The following is a 25905-nucleotide window of genomic DNA, read 5'->3' as shown; positions in this document are numbered from 1 at the left end:
CGATCTTGCGCAACAGATGATCAGCCGGAACAAGCTGATCCAACGTCACCATCTCGAGCGCGGTCTGTTCAGGGGCGGGTCGCTTCAACATGACCCAGTGAATCAAAAACCCCAGGCAAAAGCCAGGGGTTTGTCAGCAGTCTGAACCCGCCGGATTGCTCCGGCGGGTTCTCGTTTGGCGTCACGCGGATGGTTACTGCTGCTGGAGTTTCAGGACCCTGTTTGGAACCGGATCCTGTTGCTGGTCGATCTGCTGCCTGCGTCGCGGCAGCAATTGCAGCAGCTGACCCGGATCGATTTCCAGCGACGGCTGCCCGCGTATCGGCCTGCAGTTCGGATACCGCCCGATCGTACCCTCCGGGCAGTGTCGCCTGAAGATCGGCTGGCACTGGCCGTTGACCATCTGCGAGCCCGGCGCGCATTCGCTCTCTTGCCTGGGCTTGCGGCATGCGCCGTCGATCACCTCGGTCCCACGCGGACAGACGCATTCGCCGCGCTTGTTGTGGACCTGGCCGCGTATGTCGCACTGCTGCATGTCAGGCTGCTTGCGCCGGCAGGCATTGCCTTGCACCTCGGTACCCCTTGGGCAGACGCAATTGCCATCGGAGTCATGGACCTGGCCACGAATGGTGCACTGGTCAGGCTGCGGCCGGATCGGACGGCAGGCCCGGTCTCGCACCTCGGTGCCTTGCGGGCAGACGCAGTCCCCGTCCGCATTGTGGACCTGGCCACGGATGCTGCACTGCTCGGGCTTCGGCCGAGTTGGGCGGCAGGCGCCGTTGCGCACCTCGGTGCCTTGCGGGCAGACACAGTCGCCGTCGGCATTGCGGAACTGGCCAGGGATGCGGCACTGCTGTGGTTTTGGCCGGATCTGACGGCAGGCGCCGTCTCGCACCTCGGTGCCGCGCGGGCAGACACAGTCGCCGTCGGCGTCGTGGACCTGACCACGGATGGTGCACTGCTCGGGCTTGTCGGTCCTGACGCATTTTCCGTTCTCCAGCTCCGTACCGCGCGGGCAGACGCAACGTCCGTCCTCGGTGCGGATCTGGCCTTCGAGCAGCACGCAGCGCGGCGGCGGTGGCAACGGCAGAACATTGGTGCCGCCGCCCGTGCACTGGCCGTTGCGGAAGGTAGTGCCTTCCGGGCAGACGCAGCGGCCGGCATCGTTCATGACAAAGCCCGGCGAGCACTCATTCTTCACCACCTCATGCGTGATGATGAACGGATGGCACGCATAGGCCTTGCCGCGATCGCCCTGGATGTCGGTCGCATCCTTGGACAGGACGTCGGCGCCGCCCTGTACCCGTGTGTCGGGAGAGAGCACGCCAACGCAGTTCTGGCCATTGACGTTACCCTGCAGATTGGCAAGACGCCCGTCGTCGGGGATGACCACTGTCACACGGTGCGACTGGCTTTCGCCGGCGCCGAGGGTCAGGTTGGCGATGCAGGAGGCCGGTAAGGTCGTCGGTTCCGGCGAGCAGCCGAAGGGCGGGTCGATCGAGGTGATCGCAACGCCTTCCAGTCGGCCAAGCCCCTCCACCCCGATCGCATCGCCGATGCGGACCGGACCCGAGAAGGGGCTCGTCCCGGCATTTGTGACGGTGATGTCGAACGAACAGGGCCGGCCGAGCCTGCATTCGCGGTCGCCGGTCTTCTCGACACGGATGGTCGAGGAGCCGCCGCCCTTGGCGCAGGCCTGGCCGATCGGATAGACGACGTCGTCGCCCTGCGCCGGGCCATAGGAGCCGCGCGCGCAGTTCTCGAACTCGCCATTGGCCGAGACCGTCACGTCGAAGTGCCTTGAGATCCCGGGTGTCATGACGGCGCCGGGAATCTGGCACGACAATGCATTGGCCGGAACCGGTCCGCACGCCCATTCCGCGCCGTCAGGGGTGACGGTTTGGATCTGCACGGGCGCTCCGCCCGACACCAGCGCGGCGGCATCGTTGACCCGCACCGGACCGGTGGGGGCAGCCGTGCCGACGCTGCTGACGGTGATGCGGCAGGAAACCAGCGCCGCACCAGCCAGCGAGCCGTTGCACACCTTGGTGATGCGCAAGGTCGGCTGGCCGCCATTGGCATGGCGGATGCGTTCCTTGGCGCAGGCCCTGTTGTTGGTGAGATCGACCTCACCGGGGATGGCCCTCACCTCGGCGCAGTTCTCGACCATGTCCGACCGATAGCTGGCCGGCACGACCGCCTTGACGAAGATCGGCGTAGAGGCACCCGCAGGCAGCGAGATGCCGGCATTGTCGCAGCGGAACTGGCCAGGGCCGTTCGGGCCGCATGTCCAGGGCGGGCTCGGCCCGAAGGTGGAGGATGTCGGCGCGCCGCTTGGGTAGTTGTCGATCACCGTCAGCGGTCCGTTATAGGTCGATGTGCCGTTGTTGATGATGTCGACGATGAAGGTGCAGACGCCATCGGCGGTGCAGACTTCGGTGCGGGCACGCTTCTTGAGGATCAGGTCGACCTTCTTTTCGACCGGCGGCTGGCAATCCGGGTTGCGGTCGCCGCGGCGGCAGATCGGGATCGACGCGCAGCCCCGGTCATTGGCCTGGCTGCCGAACAGCGGCTTGCCGCTGGCGCCGTAATTATAGGTGGCGCAGTTGCGCAGCACGCTGCCTTGCCAGCCTCCGGCCGGCCTGAAGCCGAGCTTGAGGTCGACAAAGGCCCCCGGATTGAGCGTGGTCACCGGGTAGGTGCACGTCATCGGGGTGGTTCCCGGCGCGCAGGCCCAGGGCGGATTGGGCCCTGAACTCAGCGTCGAGCCGGCCGGCAGCGTCACCTCGTCGAGCACGATCTTGCCATTGTAGGGCCCCGTGCCGACATTGGTGACCCGGATGGTGAAGTCGCAGCCGCCGGCCATTGTGCAGCGTGTGACATCGGCATGCTTTTCAACCTTGAGATCCGGCTCCTTGTCCCTGGGCGGGCACCTCTGGTCACGCGGGATGACGATGTCGATGGTTTGCGTGCAGCACAGGCCCCAGCCCTCCTTCGGTCCGGCATAGGTCTCGATGCCGGTGACGATGAGGTGGATGACGTCGCCGGGTGACGCGCCGACGATCTTCCAGTCGAGCACCCCGCCGCCCGCCGGCACCTTCTGGGTGTCGGGGATGATGGTGATGCCTGATGAGGTCGTCGACACCTGCACCCACTTGCCGCCCATCTCCGGGCCGACAGGCATGTGATAGATGAAGGCACCACCGCCGGGCACGCAGTCGACCGTGCCGCGCTCGACCTTGAAGCACTCATGGTCGGTTGGGGGGGGAGGTTGCTTGTCGCATTTGGTGAGGTCGATCCGGATCGAGGTCTTTTCGCCGGTCGCGATGTTGCCATCGTCCGGCTTGCCCGGATCCTGCGAGGGGATGATGGTTCCCGTGCCGATGCCGCCGGTGACCTTGATCAGGCCCTGATTGTCGACATTGGCCGGCGCTGGAAACGCGGCGTGGTCGATCTTGGCCGTGATGCGGAAGGTGATGACGCGTTCGTTCAGTGCCCCTGAGCCATCCAGATCGCTGGCGGACATCCGGAAATCGGAAACCGTTGCCGTATCGTTGGGTCCGGCCGAATTGCTGATGGCGGCGGCAGGCAAAGGCCCACCCGACGCATCGGTGCCGTCGCCGGAGACCGTCACGTTGACGATGGAAAGACCGTGGGGAAGCTGGTCCTTGAACGCGAGCTGGGCTTTCTTCAGCGCCGCCTCGAGGCCCGGATCGGCAAAGCCCTGCGGATTGCCGCGCAGGCCGAAGGTCAAGGTGTAGAAGACATAGTCGCAGCTGCGCTGGCCGCCGGTCTTGGTGAAGAACGGCACGACACGTCCGGGCTCCGGATTGATGATGCGTGGATTGTCGAGCTGCAACGGCTGCACATCTGGGCTGGTGACAGCCTGGACGGTCTGGGCGGCGGATGCCGGCAGTGCGGGCGCAAGGGCGACCGCGATACCGGCCGCCATCAGCCAGCGCGCACCGCGCCCGGCATATGACAGGGGTTTCATGATCGTCTCCATGACGCTTTTTTGCGTTTGGGTCGCGAGCGGGGATGGGGCAAGACTGTTCATCTTCGCCTCCTCAACGTTCGCAGCTGACGGCTGGGGTCCGGAGCGGCAAGGTCATCTTGCAGCAAGGGTAGTAGCCACCCTTGTCCTTGTCGGACTTCCTGTAGAAGCAAAGTCCAACATCCACTCTGTCCCCCGGATAGTGGCCGGTGATGTCGATCGTGTACGGCTTGCCCGGAGCATGCGACATGGGTGAGGTCACCCCGACGCCTGGCGTCCTGGACTGGGCCTTGATCGAATCGCCGCCGAAGCCGGCATGGTCATGGAGATAGAGATCGGCCTCGAGGCCATGCGGCGTGCAGAAATACTGCACGTCCTCGACATCGAGACACGGAGGCAGATTCCCGGGCGGTGGGAAGTCCGGCGGGTAGAAGGGGGGCTCATAGCCGCCCGGTATTTCCTCATAATAGCCGGCACGGCCCTCGCAAGGGTGCCAGACGGCGACGTCGCCAACATGGCCTTCCACTTCAGGATCCTCGAAATAGCCGTCGAAATCGACGAACCAGGAGCCGAAGGGCGGCACGTTGGCCGGCTTGACGAGGTCCTTGGGCGTGATCTGCACGCCATGGACGGCAAGCGGCCCGCCGGCAGCGAGCTTTTCGGCGAGCTCGGGGTTGTCGCGCAATTTGTCGCCGGTGTTGACCAAGGTCTGGGTGCAGACCGAGGTGTCGAGATTGCCATCGGCGTCGTAGCCGTATTGCAGGTCGAGGCCGCCGGCCGACTGCCTGTTGCCTTGCGGGAAGCCGACCGCGTATTCCTGCGGCGCTTCCACCCAGATCGATTCCGTCGAGGGATCGTCGGGATTTTCTCTGAAGTAGCGGATGACCTCGCCCTTGCCGGAATCGGCGAAGCGGCTGTAGTCGTAGCGGTTTTCGGTCGGGCCGCGTTGCGCAAGGTACATGAAGCCGCTGTTGTCGAAGGCAATGTCGGTGACGGCGTAGTCCTTGTCGGCCTTGACCGTCAGTTCCCAACGCGGATCGCCGGCGAAGGTGCCGTCGCGGGCAATGCCCACCGACCAGATTTCGGACTTTTCGCCGACCGAATAGTAGAGCCGGCCGCTATGATAGGAGACGGCCCAGACGCGGCGCTCGTCCTGGGTGTAGCCCCAGGTTTCGGCGTCTTCGGTGTCGAAGGCGGCGCCCTGTATGTCCATCACCGCGCCATCGTCGGCGAGGGGAGCCAGCCCATGCGCCGGTCGCCCTGCGACGCCATGGTCGAAGGTGTCGATCGGTCCGCCGTCGGCGTCGATGCGATGGATCAGGCCGGTGTCGAGGTCGGAGGCGAAGAACTGGCGATGGACGGGATCGAAGGCGAGGTTGCCGATGCCGGGACCGCTGTTGGTGTCGATGTCGGCGAATTTGGCGACCTGGCCGGTGATGCCGTCGATCTTCCAGATGGTGCCTGGTCCGCCGCCGCTTTCGGTGCCGAACTGGCCCTCCATGAAAGTGGCGCCCGCCGTGCCGCGGCGCTGCCGCTCCGGCCTGCCGTCCTTGTCGGCGTCCGGGGTGACGATCTCGACGCCATGCAGCGAGGTGGCGGCGGCATAGAGGTTGGGAATGCCCGATGGCACACCGTCGCGCACGCCGTCATCATAGGCGAGGCCGAACACCTCGCCGATCTGACCTGATGTCACCTCGAAAGGCGGCGGCGTGAAGACGAGCTGGCCGGAGGCCGGGCCCCCCAGATGCGAAACATCGAACACGCGCAAGCTGGCGCGCGAAGTGTCGATGAAGGTCTCGTCGACCGGATCGACGCCGGGCGGCAAGCCCTCGTCGAAATTCGGGATGATGGTGCCGGGGAAGCCGGTGACCGCCATCGAGCCGGGATAAATGATCTGGGTTTCCTGCGCCTGGGCGGCGCCTCCAAGCCACAGGCTGGCGGCAAGCGCCAGCACCAGCAAGCCGCTGCTTGCATGCGCGGCTCGTCGCAAGCCGCCGGCAAAATGGAGAGAAGACACAAACGTGCCGTGGACGCGAGACATGAAGCTACCCCCGTTAGCCACGGGAGAAACACCCGGCATCGCCGCGCAAATCAGGGCAAGGCGCGGTGGTCCGGCACGTTCTTCCCTGATCGAATTGTCTGCTTTCCTCGTAGTCACGATACGCCTGCTCCTGCGCAGGGTCAACGGAATCAGCGGAAAGCCCAGCGCATCGACCCCGTCCCGAAGGCGGTGGTCGCGCCGAGCTCCTGTTGGTCCCGGAGACCATGGAGTCTCTGGGTTGCTGGTCATGGGGGCTTCCTTTCCGGGGCCGCACCATGCGGCACCTGGACATCAGTCGCGGGCGGAGGTGGAAAGGTTCATGGAAGCCTTGCGCAGAATGCTTGCGCGCGATGCCGCCTGTTCTTATATACGCGCCAAGCCGTGCGGCGCCGGAGAACCGGTGGCCGGACGGGATTTCTTGTGAACAGGGGCTTTCGTCGGAACGCCTTACCGGGTCCTGAGAGCCTGCTTAGCGGAGAGACTAGAAAAATGGCAAAAGTAATCGGTATCGATCTCGGCACCACCAACTCCTGTATCGCCATCATGGATGGCAAGGAGCCGAAGGTAATCGAGAATGCGGAAGGCGCGCGCACGACGCCTTCCATCGTCGCCATCTCGGGCGACGGCGAACGTCTCGTCGGCCAGCCGGCCAAGCGGCAGGCGGTCACCAATCCTGAAAACACCATCTTCGCGGTCAAGCGCCTGATCGGCCGCCGCTATGACGATCCGGTGACGGAGAAGGACAAGAAGCTCGTCCCCTACAAGATCGTCAAGGGCGACAATGGCGATGCCTGGGTCGAGGCCGGCGGCAAGAAGCAGTCGCCCTCGCAGATCTCGGCCATGATCCTGCAGAAGATGAAGGAAACGGCGGAGGCCTATCTCGGCGAGAAGGTCGAGAAGGCGGTTATCACCGTTCCGGCCTATTTCAACGACGCCCAGCGTCAGGCGACCAAGGACGCCGGCAAGATCGCCGGCCTCGAAGTGCTGCGCATCATCAACGAGCCGACCGCGGCAGCACTTGCCTACGGCCTCGACAAGAAGGAAGGCAAGACCATTGCCGTCTATGACCTTGGCGGCGGCACGTTCGACATTTCGGTGCTCGAGATCGGCGACGGCGTGTTCGAAGTGAAGTCGACCAATGGCGACACCTTCCTCGGCGGCGAGGATTTCGACATGCGCCTGGTCGAGTATCTGGCGGCCGAATTCAAGAAGGAACAGGGCATAGACCTGAAGAACGACAAGCTCGCCCTGCAGCGCCTCAAGGAGGCGGCCGAGAAGGCCAAGATCGAGCTGTCGTCGACGACGCAGACCGAAATCAACCTGCCCTTCATCACGGCCGACGCGACCGGACCGAAGCACCTGACGCTGAAGCTGACGCGCGCCAAGTTCGAAAGCCTGGTCGAGGATCTCGTCCAGCGCACCATCGAGCCGTGCAAGGCGGCGCTCAAGGACGCCGGCCTGAAGGCCGCTGAGATCGACGAAGTGGTCCTGGTCGGCGGCATGACCCGCATGCCCAAGATCCAGGAAATCGTGAAGCAGTTCTTCGGCAAGGAGCCGCACAAGGGCGTCAACCCGGATGAGGTCGTCGCACTCGGCGCCGCCATCCAGGCCGGCGTGCTGCAGGGCGACGTCAAGGACGTGCTGCTGCTCGACGTGACGCCGCTGTCGCTCGGCATCGAGACGCTGGGCGGCGTGTTCACGCGGCTGATCGAACGCAACACGACGATCCCGACCAAGAAGAGCCAGGTGTTCTCGACGGCCGAGGATTCGCAGTCGGCCGTGACCATCCGCGTCTTCCAGGGCGAGCGTGAAATGGCCGCCGACAACAAGGCGCTCGGCCAGTTCGACCTGGTCGGCATCCCGCCGGCGCCGCGTGGCGTGCCGCAGATCGAAGTCACCTTCGACATCGACGCCAACGGCATTGTCAACGTCTCGGCCAAGGACAAGGGCACCGGCAAGGAGCACCAGATCCGCATCCAGGCGTCGGGTGGTCTTTCGGACGCCGACATCGAGAAGATGGTCAAGGACGCCGAGGCCAATGCCGACACCGACAAGAAGCGTCGCGCCGTGGTCGAGGCCCGCAACCAGGCCGAAGCCCTGGTGCATTCGTCGGAGAAGTCGCTGAAGGAATATGGTGACAAGGTCTCCGAGGCCGAGCGCACCGCCATATCCGATGCGATCGCGGCGCTGAAGACCGCTGCCGAGGGCGACGATCCGGCCGACATCGAAGCCAAGAGCCAGGTGCTTGCCGAAGCCTCCATGAAGCTTGGCCAGGCCATGTACGAGGCCTCGCAGAAGGAAGCGGCGGAAGCCGATGCCAAGGCGGATGCCGCCAAGGACTCCGATGTGGTCGACGCCGATTTCGAGGAAATCGACGAGGACGACGACAAGAAGAAGTCGGCCTGAACGGTCTGACGGCAAGATAATGCGAAAAGCCCGGCGCAAGGCCGGGCTTTTTTGCAACCCTCGCTGAAAAAAATGCGAGCGCTGCCGAAAAAATCACTGAAAACCACGGACAAGTTCGCGCCGGCCCTAGCATCCGGGCAGCACCGCTCCTAAATCGAACAACGTGCCGGCAAACGACGCACACCTTGCATCAAGACGTTGATCCGGAACTGCGGGAAAAAATGAAAGCTGATTTCTACGAAACGCTGGGCGTGCAAAAGGGCGCCGACGACAAGGAGCTCAAGAGCGCTTTTCGCAAGCTCGCCATGCAGTTCCATCCCGACCGTAATCCCGGCGATCATTCCTGCGAGCACAAGTTCAAGGAAATCAATGAAGCCTACGAGACGCTGAAGGACCCGCAGAAGCGCGCCGCCTATGACCGTTTCGGCCACGCCGCCTTCGAGCAGGGCGGCATGAATGGCGCGCAGGGCTTTGGTGCGGGCGGCTTTGCCGATATCTTCGAGGATATTTTCGGCGACATGATGGGCGGCCGCCAGCGCCGCTCTTCCGGTGGCCGCGAGCGCGGCGCCGACCTGCGCTACAACATGGAGATCTCGCTGGAGGAAGCCTTCGCGGGCAAGACCGCGCAGATCCGCGTGCCGGCTTCGATATCCTGCACGGAATGCTCGGGCAGCGGCGCGAAGCCTGGCACCCAGCCGGTCACCTGCTCGATGTGCAATGGCCACGGCAAGGTGCGCGCCACGCAGGGCTTTTTCTCGATCGAGCGGACCTGCCCGCAATGCCAGGGGCGCGGCCAGACGATCAAGGATCCGTGCCCGAAATGCGCCGGCCAAGGCCGCGTCACCGAGGAACGCTCGCTGTCGGTCAACATCCCGGCCGGCATCGAGGACGGCACCCGCATCCGCCTTGCCAATGAGGGCGAGGCCGGGCTGCGCGGCGGGCCGTCGGGCGACCTCTATATCTTCCTGGCCGTCAAGCCACACGAATTCTTCCAGCGCGACGGCGCCGATCTCTATTGCAAGGTGCCGATCTCGATGACGACGGCGGCCCTTGGCGGCTCGTTCGAGGTGACGACGCTCGACGGTACCCAGACCAAGGTGAAGGTGACCGAAGGCACGCAGAACGGACGCCAGTTCCGCCTCAAGGGCAAGGGCATGCCGGTGTTGCGCCAGCCCAATGTCGGCGACCTCTACATCCAGACCGCGGTCGAGACGCCGCAGAACCTGTCGCGCCGCCAGCGCGAATTGCTGGAGGAGTTCGAACAACTGTCCTCGCAGGACAATTCGCCCCAGTCGAGCGGCTTTTTCGCCCGCATGAAGGACTTTTTCGAATCTTTCGGCGAGCGTTGAGACGCGACCAGAGCTATCTTATCCACGACACAGGCAGGGCAGCGCCTTGCCTTGCGTCACCCAGGTGTTAAGTAGCTTCCAAGGGGAGCGCTGAGGAGAGCTTGCATGGCACGTGGTCACGGACTGCGGAAGGCGTTTGCCGAGAAGTTCGACGACGAACTCAAATTCTTCAAGGGCTGGATCGACAAGCCGAAGACGGTCGGCTCCATTGTTCCGACCAGCTCGATCACCGCCCGCAAGATGGCTTCGATCGTCAACCCGAAGTCCGGACTGCCGGTGCTCGAGGTCGGTCCCGGTACCGGGGTCATCACCCGCGCCATCCTCGCCCAGGGCGTGCGACCTGAAAACCTCTACGCGGTCGAATATTCCACCGATTTCGTGCGCCACCTGCGCCAGCTCTATCCCGGCGTCAACGTCATCGAGGGCGATGCCTTCAACCTCAACGCCACGCTTGGCGAGAGAAGCGGGATGATCTTCGATAGCGTCGTTTCCGGGGTGCCGCTGCTCAACTTCCCGGTCGCCCAGCGCATCGCCTATATCGAAAGCCTGCTCGACCGCATCCCGGCCGGACGGCCGATCGTGCAGCTGACCTATGGTCCGATGTCGCCGATCCCGGCCGGCCGCGGCGACTACACGGTCAAGCATTTCGATTTCATCTTCCGCAATATCCCGCCGACGCAGCTGTGGATCTATAGGCGCGAAGCGCACTAGGGTGCACCGAGCCGTTCGCGATTCCTGGTGCTGGCTGCATATCTTGGCGATTGGCGGAAGTCCCAGGACTTCGTCATCCACGGGCGGAGCAAGGAGCGCAGCGACGCGGCGCAGACCCGAGGATGACGAAGTTCGGGGGCTTCGGCTAATCCCGAATGTTTATAGCTCGGGTGCGTTGATTTGATCGAACCTTGGCTGTACGTGTCCGGGAACAAGGGTGGCCAATGGCAGTGATCCCGAAAATCCTCGTCTTTGCCGGCTCGGTGCGCAGCGGCGCCTATAGCGGCAGGACCGCCGACATGGCACAGAAGGAACTTGCGGTGCAAGGCGCCGAGGTGACCCGCATTTCGCTCGCCGATTATCCCTTGCCGATCCTCGACGAGGACCTGGAAAAGGAAAATGGCATCCCTGAAAACGCCCAGAAGCTGGCGCGATTGATCGCCGTCCATGATGGGCTGCTGATCGCGACGCCTGAATATAACGGCTCCATCCCGCCGTTGCTCAAGAACACGATCGATTGGGTGAGCCGGGTGCGCCGGGATGGCGGCCGGTCGGTCAGGCCGCTTGCCGGCAAGGTCGCCGGCCTCTGCTCGTCCTCCAAAGGCCATTTTGCCGGCATCCGCTGCATCAATCACCTGCGCGCCGTGCTGGTGCGCTGCCAGATGGAGGTGGTGACGCCGGAATGCTCGGTGCCGGAGGGTGGCGACGCCTTCGACGGGGACGGCCATTTCCGTGACGAAAGACTGCACAAATCGATGGAGCACCTATGCCGCACGCTGATCGAAACCTCACGCATGCTGTCGACCAGGGTCGAGGCGTGACTGCCGCTACCATGCAGGCTCACCCCATGCAGGCCAAATCCATGCAGGAAAGATTGATCGTCGGCCTCGACGTGCCGACCGTGACGGAGGCCGAGCAGGCGGTGCGCGAGCTCGACGGTGTCGTCTCCTTCTACAAGATCGGTTATCAGCTGGCCTTTGCCGGCGGGCTCGACTTCGCCAGGGAGTTGGCCAGCGGGGGAACGAAAATCTTCCTCGACATGAAGCTGCTCGACATCGACCACACGGTGGCCAAAGGCGTCGAGAACATCGTCAAGATGGGCATGACCATGCTGACCATACATGCTTATCCCAAGGCGATGCAGGCGGCGGTGGAGGCAGCGCGCGGCAGCGAGCTTTGCCTGCTTGCCGTCAGCGTCCTGACCTCGATGGATGAACAGGACATGATCGATGCCGGCTATGAATATGACCCGCACACGCTGGTGCTGAGGCGCTCGGAACAGGCGCTGCATGCCGGCATGGGCGGCATCGTCTGCTCGGCCGCGGAGGCCGAAGCGGTGCGCCGCCTCGTCGGCCCCGACATGGCGGTGGTGACACCCGGCATACGCCCCGTGGGCAGCGATCATGGCGACCAGAAGCGCGTGATGACACCTGCGCAAGCCATTCGCAGCGGCTCCAGCCACCTGGTCGTCGGGCGCCCGATCGTCGCTGCGGCGGACAGACGCGCGGCGGCTGAAGCCATCCTCGACGAAATGCGCTCGGCGTAAGGAATAGGGAGAAGAAGAATGCCCAAGGGATACTGGATCGCCCGCGTCGATGTGCGCGACGTGGAAGGCTACAAGGATTACGTCGCGGCGGCGAAGCCGGCCTTCGAGCGCTTCGGCGCGAAATTCCTGGCCCGTGGCGGCGAGCATGAGAAAGCCGAGGGCCCAGGGCGCGCGCGCAATGTGCTCATCGAGTTCGAATCGCTCGCCGCCGCGCATGACTGCTACCATTCCCCGGAATATCAACGCGCGGTGGCGATCCGCCAGAAGGTGGCCGACGGCGAGATCGTGCTGGTGGAAGGGATCTAGCGAAAGAGCCTGTTCGCCGCGGTTTCCGCCATCGCGTCGACGAGTTCCAGCCCCCATTGCTGGCGGCAATAGGCGCGGAAATCGAAGCAGGGCAGGCCGGGGCAGACCTCGAACTCGATGAGATGAACCGTATCGTCGGCCTCGACGCGCAGGTCGACGGAAAACACGTCGCGCAGGCCGAGCCCGTCCATCAACCGTTTGGCAATCGTGCGGATTCTGGCATCGGCCACCGGCTGACTGTTTGCGACCGGAGAGAGTTCGGGTTCGGCATAATGCCCGGCGGCCTTCGCGGCCTCGCCGGTGTCGCCATAAAGCGCTAGGCTGTCGGCCATGGTCTGGAAATCCGCGCCTGACTCGACAAAAGCGATGCCAAGCGCCTCGACGCCGGTTTGCGGCGTCAGCCCGAGGAAGCTGGCGCGCACGTTGCGACCGGCGACATAGGGCTGGACGACGACATCGTCGCGATAGGCAACGAAAACACGCCGGCTAAGCTCCAGCGCGTGACCGAGATCGGTTACGCGCGAATCCGGCCAGATACCGATCTTGGCGCCGAGCCGGTTGGGCTTGACGAACCAGCCGGCGGACGAGGCCGGCGGCTCGACCAGCCATTCGCCATTGCGCGCAAAACCCGCCGGCGGCACCGGCAGGCCCAGCGCGCCAAGCACGGCGCCGGAACGGAACTTGTCCTGGCAGAGCGCGAACAGCGCATCGTCCGCTCCGATCGTTCTCATTCCGTTGAGCCTCGCCAGCGCGGGTGCGGCGCCGCCACGGAAATAGGCGATGCCGTCGGTCAGCGTCCAGACCAGCGTCGTGGAAGGATCGGCTTCGGGAAGCGCCCTTGCGGCATGGTCCAGCTCCACCGCCGCGAAGGCGAGGCCACGCCTGTCACAGGCAGCGGCCAGCGCGTCGAATTCGGGGGCGAGGTCGGTCGATTGCGCCAGGTAGGACGATATCTCCGCCGCGCGCTGCGGTGCGTGACCGTCGGCGACCAGGCGGTCGAAGCAGGCCTTCTCCGGCTCGTGAACGAGGAGCAGCTTTGGCTTGTGACTCGACATAAGACGAAACATTCCCGGCGGTGCGATCACTAGCATCGCACGGCCGACGCAAACGGCTTTCGCGAAACCGACTCAAGCCGGACGCCTGCGTGACAGCACCACGATAGATAGGCGCGGAGCCGATCGTCCGGCCTGTTCAGGCGATCAGCACGCGCGGCTCGAAGCGGCCGTTGACGGGAATATCGAGGACGAACGTCATGCCTGCCTGCGGATCGAGCTGGCGCTGCTTGTCGTCCTTGCCTTTCCAGGCCGACGTCACCGCCAGCCGGTCGGCGTTCCTGCCGACAAAGGCCGGGCACGAGGGCTGCGTCACCGGCATCGCAACTTCGCGCAGCAATGTTCCGTCGGGCGAATAGGCCTTGACCGCCTTGCCGCCCCAGACGGCGTTCCACAGCACGCCGTCGCGGTCGACGACCGATCCGTCGACATAGCCCTTGGACGAGCGGTGATCGACGAACACTTTTGGTTCTCCAGAGGGCAGGCCGTTCGCCGGATCGCAGGCGACGCGCATCAGCAGGCCGGTCGAGGTGTCGGTGTAATAGGCGAGCGCGCCATCCCCGGAGAAACAAATCGAGTTCGACACGGTGATGCCGGAGAACAGCTTGCGCAGTTCACCCCTGAAGAACCAGTAGATCGCACCGGCGCCCTTTGCCTCGCTCTTGCCCATCGTCCCCATCCACAAGGCGCCGCAGGGATGGACACGGGAATCATTGGACCGGGTAAGGGGGTTGTCCGCCTCGACAGGCGTATGCAGCGTCATCTGGCCGGTCGCGACATCGCGGACGAAGAGGCCGGTCTCGGTGGCGATCAGCTGGCGCTTGTCGTCGATGATGGCGATGGCGCTCGCCATCTGGCCAAGCTCGTGGATCTTCAGCGCACCACCGGCCACCGGCTTTTCCAGGAGCTGGCCGTTGACGATATCGAACCAGAACAGCGCGTCGGTGGCGGGATCGTAGCTTGGCCCTTCGCCGAGCTCGCAGACATGATCGGAAAAAACCGAAACCTCGTTCATCATGCGCCTCCGAATGCTGCGTCCCAGGCAGCGACGGCGGCGTGAGCGCGCGCCGCCACGTCATCGACGCTCATGCCTGGCTTGAACAGGCTGGAGCCAAGCCCGAAGACCGTCACACCAACCGCCTTGTAGCCGGCAAAATCCTTGTCCGAAACGCCGCCGACCGCGCCGACCAGCGTCTGCGCTGGCAGCACGGCCCGGATCGCGGAAATGCCCGATGCGCCGAGCACGCTGGCGGGAAAGAATTTCAGCGCCGAGGCGCCGAGCCGGATCGCCTGGAAGGCTTCCGTGGGGGTAAACACGCCGGGCATGGTGACCATGCCGTATGTCCTGGCGCGGCCCATGACCTCGGCGTCGATGTTGGGGCTGACCAGCAGCCGGCCGCCGGCCTGGTGAAGATTGTCGACGTCGGCCCCCGTAAGCACCGTGCCGGCGCCGACCAGGGCGGTTTTCGGCAGCACTTCGACAATCCTGGCGATCGACGAGAACGGCTCGGGTGAGTTCAGCGGCACCTCTATCGCCTCGATGCCGGCGTCGAACAGCGCCTGGCCCATGGCGATCGCCTCAGTGGGCTTGAGGCCGCGCAGGATAGCGACCAGGCCGCGCTTGAGTTTTGGAAAAGGTGCGGTCTGGCTCATATGGCGGCTCCACTTCCGGCAATCATGCCATTCTCCCGCGCGGCCTCGATCAGGCCGGCGCGTACAGCCTCGTCGGCATCGACTGTCCGCACACCTAGCCCGGCAAGACCGAGCGCAGTCTGGTAAAGCACCGCCAGCGCGCCCGAGGCAACCAGCACGACCGATGTCGCGCCGGCGCCATGACGGCGCCGGGCAGAGGCAATCTCGCCGCCGATCAGCAGGCCCGACAGGCAGGCGGCCGCATCATCGCCCTTGAGATCCTGGAGCAGGCCGGCAGCGCGGATGGCAAACAGCCGCGAGGTGACATCACCACCCTCGCCCAGTGCTGTTTCGCACCAGCGGCGGAAGAACGGATCGTCGGGAGCAACCGGGCTGGGATGTTCGCCCAGCGAATGGCGCAGGATCGAGTGCGCGGCAAGCACGGAAAACAGCTCGCCCGTCGGCCAGGTGCCGAAGCCGGCGACGGCGCCGTCCTCGACCAGCACCCATTTCGAATGGGTGCCGGGCATGCAGACCAGTTCGCGGCCTCTGGCCGGCAGGCCAGCGCCGGCAAGCTGCGTCTCCTCGCCGCGCATGACGTCGGGCGCGTCGGCCAGGCGCTGGGCAAGGCCGGGGACGATGCGGATGTCGCGTTTCTGATCTGGCACCCGGGCGGCGCCGCCAAGAATGGCGCCGAGCGGCGACGGCACGCTGACATAGGGCGCCTCCAGCCAGCCCTGGCGGGAACCGGCCATGCCGCAGATGATGACGGGCAATGCCTCCGGCGCGCCCATCGCTGCCAGATGGCCCTCCAGGACGTTGGCGAAGCCCTTTTCGCGCGCGGTGATCAGGCCATCGTCGCCGCGACGTTCGGCAAGCACCTTGCCGCCGCCGTCGATCAGCCAGGCCCGAAGCCGGGTCGTGCCCCAATCGAGTGCGGCGACTGCCGGAACGTTGCTGGCAAACGCTGGGCTCACAGGAAGCCTCCATCGACGATCAGCATTTGCGCGGTCAGCATGCGCGAGGCATCCGAGGCCAGGAACAGCACCGTGCCGACCATGTCGTCCGGCCGCATGACGTCCCTGATGCATTGCTTGGCGACATGGGCGGCGAGTGCCTCTTCCGTCACCCAGCGCTCCTGCTGCCGCTCGGTGATCACCCAGCCGGGCGCGACGGCGTTGACGCGGATGCGGTCGGGACCAAGCTTGCCGGCCAACCCCTTGGTGAGGCCGAGTATGCCCGCCTTGGCGGCGGTATAGGCCGGCATGTCTGGATGGTTGATCAGGTAGGAGGTCGAGGTGAAATTGATGATCGAGCCGCCGCCGGCCCGCTTCATGCCTGGTGCCACGGCCTGCGCGGTGAAGAAATGCGGTCGCAGGTTGATGGCGAGGTTGTTGTCCCAGAACTCGACGGTAACGTCCTCGACGGCATGGCGTTCGTCCCAGGCAGCATTGTTGACCAGCACGGTGACGTCGCCATGCGCGTCGGCGGCCCTTGCCGCAGAGGCGCGCAGCGCCTCGACGTCGCGCAGATCGGTCTTGAAGTAGAGCGGCCGGTGGCCGAGCTCCTTCTCGATGCGGTCGGCGAGCGCGGTGCTCGGCGCGTCGGCGATGTCGAGGAAGGCGACCTTGGCGCCCTGGCGCATGAACCCTTCGGTCAAGGCCGCGCCGATGCCGGAGCCGCCGCCGGTGATCAGCACCGAAGCGCCTTCGAGGTCGGCAAAACGCGCCGATGGCATCATGATTTTCGTCTCCCGGGTCAACCGGCGCGCATCCTAGCCAGACACGTCCGGCGGGCAAGGGCGAAAAGACGCTATTTCGGGCTTATGTCGGACAAAAAAGGCAGTGGTGCCCGCGCGAGACGCGCCAGCGGCGGCGCCACATGGCGGGCAGCGCCGAAATCTGGCGCTCAGATCGCCTTGGCGCGCAAGGCGCCACGGAAGGAATCACGGAGGTAGCCCAATGTGGCGTCAGCATCGACAGGCTTGCCGAAGAGATAGCCCTGCCCGCCGGCGCAACCGAACTGGACCAGCCGGTCGGCCTGCGCTTCCTCTTCGATGCCTTCCGCAACCACGTCCATGCCGAGCCCTTCGCACATGGCGAGGATGGCGCGAATGATGTGTTCGGACGGCCGGTCGTCGAGAATGGAGGAAACGAAGGCGCGGTCGATCTTAAGCTTGTCGAAATGAAACTCGCGCAGGCGGCCGAGCGAGGACTGGCCGGTGCCGAAATCGTCGAGCGAGACGCGGATACCGACGCGGCGCAGATCCTCGACGATCTGCGCGGCCGAGGCAGGGTCGTTCATCAGGCCGGTCTCGGTGATCTCGATCTCCAGCCGGCGCGGATCGAACCCGGTGCGGTCGAGGATCGCCAGTATGTGCAGGCCGGTGTTCTGATCGACGAGCTGCGAGGGCGACAGGTTGAAGGACAGGAACAGGTCTTTCGGCCAGCTCCTGGCGGCTTCGGTCGCCTTGCGCAGCACCAGCTGCGACAGCGGGCCGATGATGCCGCGCTCCTCGGCGATCGGAATGAAGACGGTCGGCGGCACCGCGCCGAGGTCGCGGTCGGTCCAGCGCGCCAGCGTCTCGAAGCCGATGGTGCGGCGCGTGGTGAGGTCGACGATCGGCTGGAAATGCGGCTCCACCTCGCCGGCGGAGACGGCGCGGCGCAGCGCCTGCTCGATGCGGGTGACGCGCTTGGCGGCCTCTTCCATCTCGCGGGTGTAGACGACGACGCGGCCACGGCCGGAGCGCTTGGCATGGTAAAGAGCCGTTTCGGCCTTGTTGATGAGGATTTCGGTGGTCTCGTCGCCCGAATAGAACAGCGAGCAGCCGACCGAGGCGGAAAGCCGGGCGGTGCGTTCGCCGACATCATAGGGCGCCGACAGGATCTCGATCAGCATGCGGGATTTTTCCGCCGCCGCCTCTTCCGAGAACACCAGCGGATAGAGGAAGGCGAATTCGTCGGCGCCGATGCGGCAGACCGTCGAATGGCCGTCCATCGAGGCACGCAGCCGCATGGCGACCTGGATCAGGATGTCGTCGCCGGCCTTGTGGCCGAACAGGTCGTTGATCGGCTTGAAGCCGTCAAGGTCGAGAATGCCGACGGTGAAGGGCGCGGGATCGTCGGCACGGTCGCTGATCAGGCGGTCGACCTTGTCGAAGAAGCGGCGATGATTGCCAAGCCCGGTCAACGGATCGGTGAACGCCAGATCCGTGCTTTCCCTGTTTGCCTGACCGGTGCCAAACGCAGTTTGCATCGGTGTCCCTGCTCGTCCCTGCTTTTGTCGTCGGAATTTATTTCGAGACTGGCAGCAAACCCTTTAGGAAACGTATCGCGCGAACCGATTTTCGAGACTCGCGAACGATCACACGATGCTATCTGAAGCGCTGCAGGTGATCGACAAGGGCGCGCAGCTTCGGCGTCAGGTTGCGACGGCCTGGATAATAAAGATAGAAGCCGGCAAAGCGTGGGCAGTAGGTCTCCAGGATGGGCACCAGAACACCGACCGGAAAATCATGGCTCAACCAGCACAAAGCCATCCTTATGCCGGCATGTGGGTAACAGCCGATGGCCGTGTCCGTCACAAGCTGCTTCCAAACGGCCGCTACGACGAAGCGCGTGGGACCCGGGAAAGCGTGTATCGGGGGCGTTACGAAGTTCGGGGGCAATCACATCGACTATTGGGACGATACCGGATTCACCGCCGATGGCACGTTCGTCGACGGCGTGCTGCATCACGGCGGCATGATCTTGTATCGGAAGGAGTAGCGGCTGCCGGTTGGATCAGCCGCCGAGCCGGACGCGGTAGAGTTCCAGGGGGCTGCCCCTGGTCTCCGCCACCGGCTCCAGCCATTCCGGCACGTTGCCGCGCATCAGACCGGCCAGAAAACCGTCCGGCGCTCTGGCCGCGAACAGCCGGCTTTCCGGGTTGCCGCGGCAGAGCGCGACAAGGCCGACATGGTGGCTTTCGACGACGGCTTTCGCGTCGGTGGCCGAGCCCAGCAAGGCGTCGAACACGAGCAGGTTACCGGCGACGTTGCGATGGTAGGGTCCGGCGAACACGCGATGACCGGTAAAGGCGAGGATCGGCGAGCCAAGATTGGAGATGGCAAGCACCGTGGTGGGGGCCATCTCGCCAAGCACGGCGAACGAAGCCTTGCTGTTGCAGGGCGCATCGATGCCGGCGTCCCTGGCGGGAGCAGCGGTTGCGAAAGCGCTCGATGCCGCTTGAGCGGCGCCCGACCAGATGGCGTTGACCGAGATCAGCCAGGCCGCCGCCATCCTGAGCACGGAACCGCTGGACGGGCTGGCCTCTGCCCGCTGCCGCCATTTGGCGATCCAGGCCGAAAGCGGGATCACCGCGAAGACGATGGAGAAAGTCGAGCCGCGCACTTCCCAGGCACTGACCAGAAGCGCCATCACCAGCAGTGCGGCGACGAGGCTGTCCTGCCGCCGCCAGCCGCCATGGCTGAAGCGGAGCGCCATCAGGACGATCGCCACCAATGGCGTGGCAAAACGCGCCACCGCCCTGGCCGGATCATCGGCGACAAGCTGGACGATCGACTGCGCCTCCTCGATATAGCCGAGCCACATCTGCTGCAGGCGCGGGTCGAGATGGGCGTAGGGGGCCGCCAGGCATTGCGGAAACAGGAGCACGACGAGAGCGAGAGCGACGGCAAGCAGGCCAAGCGACATCAGGCGCCGGGCGGCCGTCGCGTTGGCGGCCTTCCATGAACCAATGATTGCCAAACCGGCGCCGGCAAGCCCGGTGACGGCGAACTGCACGACCGAGAACGTGTCGCATTGGGCCTGGCCCCAGGACGAGACGGGGACTGTGGCGGCGAAGATGAGAGCCGAGGTGCCGGCGACGCCGAGGCCGAAGTCCCTGGCGATCAGCCTTTCACCCTCCCGATTGCCGAGAAACAACAGCGCGACGACGGCGCCGAGGGCTCCGGCATAGGGTGCGCTTTCCATGCCGATGGCGAGGGTCAGCGTGGCGCAAATGCCCGCGACGAAGGCAGCCGGCCGATGCGTTGGCGCCTCGAGCAGCAAGGCGAGGCTCGCCAGCGTCAGCATCAACTGGACATTGTGATGATCGAGCGCGCCGGGAGAAAAAATCCCGATGTAATACAAGGCCGCCCCGCCGACGACGGCGGCGGGCAGCACCGCGTGCGGGCCGGCGAAAGCACGCGCGGCGCGGACGATGAAGAAGATCGCGAGCCAGAACTGCAGGGCGGGCCAAAGTATTTGCACGATTTGTTCGGCCAAGGCGGTGCTGTCCGTCAGGGCCGAAACGGCAAGGATGCTCAGCGCCAGCGGCGCGTCGAGCAGCCGCGACCAGTGCATGACGAACCCGCCTTCGAGACCCATCCTGTACTGGTGCAGGTCGAACCACCCCTGGCCCGCCAGCAGGTCGCGGACCTCGACCAATTGCAGCAGGCTGTCATTGTCGCCCGCCGGACTGGCCAGTTGCGGGAATCCCTGCTGGGCCTCGAGCGCCAGCAGCAGCAAGGCTGCAAACAATGCAAACGCGATATCGGACTTCCAGGTGGAAGTTCCCCTTGCCGTGCCCATCCCGATCGCCCTTGGCGTGAATGCCGGGCCTTTCCAGGCCAATCGACACTCGTGAAGTCGGTCTTAAACCTAGCCTTAACGGGTTCAATAAATAGTAAAACCGCCTGAACGCGGCCGGTTTCCGGAGCGCGGCCGCATGGTCGACAAGGCATTCGGAGACGAAAATGCCGCAAGACATCAGCCGTGAACCCACCATCGCCGTGCTCCTGCCTTGCTACAATGAGGAGCTGACCATCGCCGAGGTGGTACGGCGGTTCCGCGAGACGCTGCCTGCGGCAACCATCTATGTCTACGACAACAATTCGAAGGATCTGACCGCCCTGCGCGCCCGAGCGGCAGGCGCCATCGTGGTTCGCGAGCCGCGCCAGGGCAAGGGCAATGTGGTGCGGCGCATGTTCGCCGACATCGACGCCGACATCTATCTGATGGCCGATGGCGACGGCACCTACGCGCCCGAAGACGCGCCGCAACTGATCAACACGCTCTTGACCGAACGTTGCGACATGGTGGTGGGCACCCGGCGCGGCGTCAACGACGATGCCGGCCGCGCCGGCCATGCCTTCGGCAACCGTGTCTTCAACAGCCTCTACAAATGGCTGTTCGGCGACGATTTCACCGACATCTTCTCCGGCTACCGCGTCTTCACCAGGCGTTTCGTCAAGAGCTTTCCCGCCGTCTCCGGCGGCTTCGAGATCGAGACCGAAATGTCGGTGCACGCCTCGCAGCTCAAATTGCCGGTCAGCGAAATCGCGCTCGACTACGGACGCCGGCCGGAAGGCTCGTCGTCGAAACTGTCGACCTTCCGCGACGGCGCCAGGATCCTGTGGATGTTCGCCATGCTGATGAAGGAGACGCAGCCGCTGCGCTTCTTCGGCGCCTTTTCGCTGTTCTTCCTGGCTTCGAGCCTGTTCCTGATGGCGCCGGTGCTGGTCGAATTCGCCGAAACCGGCCTTGTACCGCGCATGCCGACATGGGTGCTGTCGGTCGGGCTGCTGCTTCTTTCCATGCTGGCGGCGGTGACCGGACTGATCCTCGATTCGGTCTCGCGTGGGCGCGCCGAACAGAAGCGGATCTTCTATCTCTCCATGCCTTCGGGCCGGGTCGAGCGCCGCACGGGCGATGTGGTTCAGAAGCCGGAACGGGGCAAGGCCTCGCGCGCAGCCTGAACGATGCAACGCGTCGTCCGCTTTGTCTTCGCAGGCGGCATCGGTTTCGTCGGCGACGCGGCGGCACTCTGGCTGCTGCTCGCCGTCACGCCGCTCGGGCCGTTCGTCAGCCGCATGCTCTCGATCGGCTTCGCGCTCTGCGTCACCTGGCAGATCAACCGGCATCTGACCTTCTCGCCGTCGAGCAGGGGATTGACACAGGAAGGCGCCCGCTATGGCGGCGTCGGCGTCGCCACTAGCATCGTGAACTATGCCGTCTACTCGGCCATCCTGCTGGTGCTGCCGGCAGCGCCACCATTGGGCGCGCTTGCCATCGCTTCGCTGGTGGCCATGACGCTGTCCTTCGTGGGTTACTCGCGGCTGGTCTTCGACCGTTAGCGGCGTGGCCCGATTGGCAGAAGGCGCTTCGACCCTTATATCGCATGCGTTGACTGCGTTGGGGATCCACCATGAAGCTGAAAATCGCCGTCCAGATGGACCATGTCTCCACCGTGTCGATCGCCGGCGACACCTCGTTCGCGCTGTCGCTGGAAGCGCAGCGGCGCGGCCATCAATTGTTCCACTACACGCCGGACCGGTTGTCGCTGCGCGACGGCAAGGTGTTTGCCCGCATCGAGGAGATGCAGGTGCGCGACGAGAAGCGAAGCCACTACTCGCTGGGCGAAAAGGTGCGCACCGACCTGTCGGAGATGGACGTGATCCTGCTGCGCCAGGACCCGCCCTTCGACATGAACTATATTACCACGACCCACATACTCGAGCGCATCCATCCGAAGACGCTGGTCGTCAACGACCCGGCCTGGGTGCGCAACAGCCCGGAAAAGATCTTCGTCACCGAGTTTCCCGATCTGATGCCGGACACGCTGATCACCAAGGATCCGCTCGAGGTGGCCGCCTTCCGCAAGGAGTTCGGCGACATCATCGTCAAGCCGCTCTACGGCAATGGCGGCGCCGGCATTTTCCATCTGCTGGAAGCCGACCGCAACCTCGCCTCGCTGCTCGAAATGTTCGGCCAGCTGTTTCGCGAGCCCTATATCGTGCAGCGCTACCTGAAGGATGTGCGCAAGGGTGACAAGCGCATCATCCTGATCGACGGCGAGCCGGTCGGCGCCATCAACCGGGTGCCGGCCGAGCACGATTCCCGCTCCAACATGCATGTCGGCGGCCGTGCGGAGAAGACCGAGCTGACCGAACGTGAGCGCGAAATCTGCGCCCGCATTGGACCGTCGCTGAAAGAGCGCGGCTTCATCCTGGTCGGCATCGACGTCATCGGCGACTACATGACCGAAATCAACGTCACCTCGCCGACCGGCGTGCGCGAAGTGCAACGCTTCGGCGGCGCCGACATCGCCAGCCTGTTCTGGGACGCGGTGGAAGGCAAGCGCAGGAAATAGCGCCTAGAGAGGTTCAGCGTTTGATAGAATCGCTGAACCGCTCTAACTCTTTATTTTCACGCAATTCCCTAGGGAAAGCGCTACGCACTTTTCCTGGAATTGCTCTAGATCCTATGCCTTGGCATACTGCTCGGCGCTCATGACTTCGATGCAGACGAAGCGTTCGTTGCCTTCCACCCAGGCATCGTGGCCCGGCGGAATCGTATAGGACGTGCCTTGCTCGAAGGTTTTCTGGGTTCCGTCATTCATTTTGACGGTGATGGTTCCCGAGACGACGTAGCCGACATGCGAAACCTGACAACTGTCTGTCTTGACCACCGGCTTCACGCATTCGGACCATTTCCAGCCCGGCTCCATGTTGAGCCGGCCCAACGTATAGCCGGGAAGACGCACCACTTCGACGCGCGTCTTGTCCGGCGTGCGAACTTCATCCGGGCTGTTGTGAGACTTGGACGCTAATTTGGTGACTTCCACACCGGCCATGTCATCCTCCCTGTACTCGACGCGGAGCCTGACGTTGCGATTGTCGGAACCGCAACCGGATTCATATCCCATTTGGAGTCGGCATACAATTATAAGCAGTTTCTAAAATGCCTGGTGACTGTGCCCGCTCCTCTCCGGCGGCGCCGGGCCGAACAGCCTGTTTTCATTTTATCTTAACCATGTTCCGCTTTCTGCAACCGCATACAAGCGCTGTGCAACCGGGGCGGTTACAGGTTCCGGAGGTGTTCCGAGTTTGATCGGGGGCTGTCGGTCAGCGATAGCAGGCGGTCGCCCCGCCTGCTCGACCAGCGCGCGATGTCCGACCATCTCAAGCGCGATATCGGCATGCTCGACGGCCACGCGCCTTATGGCAGTATCCGCTAAGCCCGGTTTGGCGGACAGGGACAGGAGGGAACGATGAAGGTACCTGCAGAGGCCCTGGCGCAGAGCCGCCGGACGATCGAATCGTATGAGGACTATGCGGTCCGTTATGACGAGATTGTCGGGCATATCCCGCATCCGAACGACCGGGCCGCGCTCGAGCGCGCCGCGGCGATCGCCGGGTCGGGCGGCCAAGTCCTGGAGATCGGGTCCGGACCGGGCCGCGATGCGGACTTCCTGGAGGGCCTTGGCGTCAAGGTGCGCCGAACCGACGCCACGCGGCGCTTTCTCGACCTGCAGGCGGCGCGCGGCAAGACCGGCGAACTCCTCGACGTGATCACCGACGAGCTTGGCGGTCCCTACGACGCGGTGGTGGCGCTCGCCGTGCTGATCCATGTGCCTCGCGACCAGATCGACCAGGTCCTGGCGAAGATTGCGCGTTCATTGCGGCCCGGCGGTGCCTTTGTCGTCTCAATGCGCGACGGCGACGGCGAAACCGGCGGCAGATATCTTACTGTCGACTGGCGCAAGGACGCCTTCGCCGCGCGCATCGAGGCCGCCGGCATGGAGCTTGTCAGCCACAGCTTCCGCATCGGCAGGAAGGAAAGGGGATGGAACACCTTCCTGGCGGTGAGGCCGTCGTGATCCGGCGCGGGTTGCCGCGCGTTCGCCCTCATCCCGTGCCGCTCAATCCGGGACGTTGCGAACCCTGGAAGACCCTCGCACAAGGCAACAGGTTGACGCGGACGACAAGTGAGCCCATCCGACGGTATACACCTGCTTGCCTTTGTTCTTGTATTGTTCTTGCCTAAGCCCGAAATCTGTGGTTGTCTTGAGCTGACATCGCTCGCGGCCTGTTCACAAAGCCCGTTGCGAGCCGGTATCGGGGGCAGAAAATGGTGGCGCGGGTTCGTACGGTCGCTTTCCAGGGCATCGAGGCCGTGCCGGTCGACGTGCAGGTGATGATCGCGCCCGGCAAGGTCAACATGCACATCGTCGGCCTGCCGGACAAGGCGGTGGCCGAGAGCCGCGAGCGGGTCCAGGCGGCCCTTCATGCTTCCGGCCTGTCGATGCCGTCGAAGAAAGTAACGATCAATCTGGCGCCGGCCGACCTGCCGAAGGAAGGCAGTCATTACGATCTGCCGATCGCGCTCGGCCTGATGGCGGCCCTCGGCGCCATTCCGGGCGACATGCTGGCCGGCTATGTCGTGCTCGGCGAACTGTCGCTTGACGGCACGATCACCGCGGTCGCCGGTGCGCTGCCGGCGGCGATCGGCGCCAATGCCGAGGGCAAGGGCCTGATCTGCCCCTTCGCCTGCGGCCCGGAAGCCGCCTGGGCAGGGCGGGAATTCGACATTCTGGCGCCGCGCAGCCTGATTGCCATCGCCAACCATTTCCGCGGTACGCAGGTGCTGTCGCGCCCCGAGGCCGGCATCCACGCCTCGGCGCGCGACCTGCCAGACCTCGCCGACATCAAGGGCCAGGAGACGGCGAAGCGGGCGCTGGAAGTGGCGGCCGCTGGCGGCCACAATCTCTTGATGATTGGTCCGCCCGGCTCGGGAAAATCGATGCTGGCGCAGCGTCTGCCGTCGATCCTGCCGCCGCTGGCGCCGAAGGAATTGCTCGAAGTCTCGATGATCGCCTCGGTAGCCGGCGAGCTCGGCGAAGGCAAGCTGACCGACCGGCGGCCATTCCGCGCCCCGCACCATTCGGCCTCAATGGCGGCGATGGTGGGCGGCGGCATACGCGCGCGGCCGGGCGAAGTGTCGCTCGCCCATCACGGCGTGCTGTTCCTCGACGAGTTCCCCGAATTCACGCCGCAGACGCTCGATGCGCTGCGCCACCCGCTTGAGACCGGCGACTGCATG

General features: G+C 64.6%; 21 protein-coding genes and 2 pseudogenes. 12 read left to right on the top strand and 11 right to left on the bottom strand.

Annotated features, from left to right (window positions below):
* Positions 1 to 193: 193 nt before the first annotated feature.
* Entirely contained in the window at positions 194 to 4057 is a 3864-nt protein-coding gene (locus O7A61_RS19475; protein ID WP_337131186.1) for a DUF7929 domain-containing protein, read from the bottom strand.
* A 10-nt stretch (positions 4058 to 4067) separates the two neighbouring features.
* Positions 4068 to 6035, bottom strand: a complete 1968-nt coding sequence (locus tag O7A61_RS19470) for a hypothetical protein (RefSeq protein ID WP_337131185.1) — start codon at positions 6033 to 6035, stop codon at positions 4068 to 4070.
* Positions 6036 to 6524: 489 nt separating this feature from the next.
* Between O7A61_RS19470 and dnaK the strand changes: the two genes are divergently transcribed.
* The 6 genes from dnaK (at position 6525) to O7A61_RS19440 (ending at position 12353) form a co-directional block, all read left to right on the top strand.
* Positions 6525 to 8441, top strand: a complete 1917-nt coding sequence (gene dnaK / locus O7A61_RS19465) for a molecular chaperone DnaK (protein ID WP_140506953.1) — start codon at positions 6525 to 6527, stop codon at positions 8439 to 8441.
* 221 nt (positions 8442 to 8662) lie between these two features.
* Positions 8663 to 9790 carry a molecular chaperone DnaJ gene (dnaJ, locus tag O7A61_RS19460; protein WP_140715790.1) on the top strand — a complete coding sequence of 376 codons (1128 nt, stop codon included), beginning with the start codon at positions 8663 to 8665 and terminating at the stop codon, positions 9788 to 9790.
* 105 nt (positions 9791 to 9895) lie between these two features.
* Complete coding sequence (gene pmtA / locus O7A61_RS19455; protein ID WP_140506955.1) at positions 9896 to 10501, top strand: phospholipid N-methyltransferase PmtA; 606 nt, start codon at positions 9896 to 9898, stop codon at positions 10499 to 10501.
* A 224-nt stretch (positions 10502 to 10725) separates the two neighbouring features.
* Positions 10726 to 11322 carry an NADPH-dependent FMN reductase gene (locus tag O7A61_RS19450; protein ID WP_337131184.1) on the top strand — a complete coding sequence of 199 codons (597 nt, stop codon included), beginning with the start codon at positions 10726 to 10728 and terminating at the stop codon, positions 11320 to 11322.
* A gap of 11 nt (positions 11323 to 11333) precedes the next feature.
* Positions 11334 to 12047 (top strand): orotidine-5'-phosphate decarboxylase, encoded by a 714-nt coding sequence (gene pyrF / locus O7A61_RS19445; protein ID WP_181165994.1) that lies wholly within the window; start codon positions 11334 to 11336, stop codon positions 12045 to 12047.
* Positions 12048 to 12065: 18 nt separating this feature from the next.
* The gene (locus O7A61_RS19440) at positions 12066 to 12353 is read left to right on the top strand and encodes a DUF1330 domain-containing protein (RefSeq protein WP_337131183.1); all 288 of its coding nucleotides are present in this window, start codon (positions 12066 to 12068) and stop codon (positions 12351 to 12353) included.
* Here the strand turns inward: O7A61_RS19440 and O7A61_RS19435 are convergent.
* From O7A61_RS19435 to O7A61_RS19405, 7 genes and pseudogenes are all read right to left on the bottom strand, one after another.
* A complete protein-coding gene (locus O7A61_RS19435; protein WP_337131182.1) occupies positions 12350 to 13408 on the bottom strand; it encodes a D-alanine:D-lactate ligase-like protein in 1059 nt (352 codons plus the stop codon). The genes O7A61_RS19440 and O7A61_RS19435 overlap by 4 nt on opposite strands.
* Positions 13409 to 13544: 136 nt before the next feature.
* Positions 13545 to 14420, bottom strand: a complete 876-nt coding sequence (locus O7A61_RS19430; protein WP_337131181.1) for an SMP-30/gluconolactonase/LRE family protein — start codon at positions 14418 to 14420, stop codon at positions 13545 to 13547.
* Positions 14420 to 15058, bottom strand: a complete 639-nt coding sequence (locus O7A61_RS19425) for a 2-dehydro-3-deoxy-6-phosphogalactonate aldolase (RefSeq protein ID WP_337131180.1) — start codon at positions 15056 to 15058, stop codon at positions 14420 to 14422. Before O7A61_RS19425 ends, O7A61_RS19430 begins: the two co-directional genes overlap by 1 nt.
* Entirely contained in the window at positions 15055 to 16014 is a 960-nt protein-coding gene (locus tag O7A61_RS19420; RefSeq protein WP_337131179.1) for a 2-dehydro-3-deoxygalactonokinase, read from the bottom strand. The genes O7A61_RS19425 and O7A61_RS19420 overlap by 4 nt, the downstream gene beginning before the upstream one ends.
* Positions 16011 to 16778: an SDR family NAD(P)-dependent oxidoreductase gene (locus tag O7A61_RS19415; RefSeq protein ID WP_337131178.1), complete on the bottom strand. Its 768-nt coding sequence runs from the start codon at positions 16776 to 16778 to the stop codon at positions 16011 to 16013. The genes O7A61_RS19420 and O7A61_RS19415 overlap by 4 nt, the downstream gene beginning before the upstream one ends.
* Before the next feature lie 167 nt (positions 16779 to 16945).
* Complete coding sequence (locus O7A61_RS19410; protein ID WP_027142518.1) at positions 16946 to 18295, bottom strand: putative bifunctional diguanylate cyclase/phosphodiesterase; 1350 nt, start codon at positions 18293 to 18295, stop codon at positions 16946 to 16948.
* 118 nt (positions 18296 to 18413) lie between these two features.
* Positions 18414 to 18542 (bottom strand): annotated as a pseudogene (locus O7A61_RS19405) (LysR family transcriptional regulator); the annotation flags it as partial.
* On the opposite strand from O7A61_RS19405, the pseudogene O7A61_RS19400 reads away from it, so the two are divergent.
* A pseudogene (locus O7A61_RS19400) lies at positions 18483 to 18807 on the top strand (Atu4866 domain-containing protein). The pseudogenes O7A61_RS19405 and O7A61_RS19400 overlap by 60 nt on opposite strands.
* A gap of 15 nt (positions 18808 to 18822) precedes the next feature.
* Here the strand turns inward: O7A61_RS19400 and O7A61_RS19395 are convergent.
* Positions 18823 to 20655 (bottom strand): GtrA family protein, encoded by a 1833-nt coding sequence (locus O7A61_RS19395; RefSeq protein ID WP_337131177.1) that lies wholly within the window; start codon positions 20653 to 20655, stop codon positions 18823 to 18825.
* 122 nt (positions 20656 to 20777) lie between these two features.
* Here O7A61_RS19395 and O7A61_RS19390 point away from each other — a divergent pair, with 122 nt between their 5' ends.
* From O7A61_RS19390 to gshB, 3 genes are all read left to right on the top strand, one after another.
* Positions 20778 to 21779, top strand: coding sequence for a glycosyltransferase (locus O7A61_RS19390; RefSeq protein ID WP_140715629.1), 1002 nt, complete (start codon positions 20778 to 20780; stop codon positions 21777 to 21779).
* A gap of 3 nt (positions 21780 to 21782) precedes the next feature.
* Positions 21783 to 22157, top strand: coding sequence for a GtrA family protein (locus O7A61_RS19385; protein ID WP_337131176.1), 375 nt, complete (start codon positions 21783 to 21785; stop codon positions 22155 to 22157).
* Between the two features lie 71 nt (positions 22158 to 22228).
* A complete protein-coding gene (gene gshB, locus O7A61_RS19380; RefSeq protein WP_337131175.1) occupies positions 22229 to 23173 on the top strand; it encodes a glutathione synthase in 945 nt (314 codons plus the stop codon).
* A gap of 111 nt (positions 23174 to 23284) precedes the next feature.
* On the opposite strand, the gene O7A61_RS19375 is transcribed toward gshB, so the two are convergent.
* Positions 23285 to 23656 (bottom strand): cupin domain-containing protein, encoded by a 372-nt coding sequence (locus O7A61_RS19375; RefSeq protein ID WP_337131174.1) that lies wholly within the window; start codon positions 23654 to 23656, stop codon positions 23285 to 23287.
* 417 nt (positions 23657 to 24073) lie between these two features.
* Between O7A61_RS19375 and O7A61_RS19370 the strand changes: the two genes are divergently transcribed.
* Positions 24074 to 24682, top strand: coding sequence for a class I SAM-dependent DNA methyltransferase (locus O7A61_RS19370; protein WP_337131173.1), 609 nt, complete (start codon positions 24074 to 24076; stop codon positions 24680 to 24682).
* A 251-nt stretch (positions 24683 to 24933) separates the two neighbouring features.
* The coding region (locus tag O7A61_RS19365; protein ID WP_337131172.1) for a YifB family Mg chelatase-like AAA ATPase at positions 24934 to 25905 on the top strand (972 nt) is incomplete at its 3' end.

The sequence above is a fragment of the Mesorhizobium sp. Cs1321R2N1 genome (assembly GCF_037179725.1).
In the GTDB taxonomy this organism is placed as follows: Bacteria; Pseudomonadota; Alphaproteobacteria; order Rhizobiales; family Rhizobiaceae; genus Mesorhizobium; species Mesorhizobium salmacidum.
The sequence above is the reverse complement of the archived record's forward strand: the minus strand, read 5'-3'. Positions and strand labels throughout refer to the sequence as shown.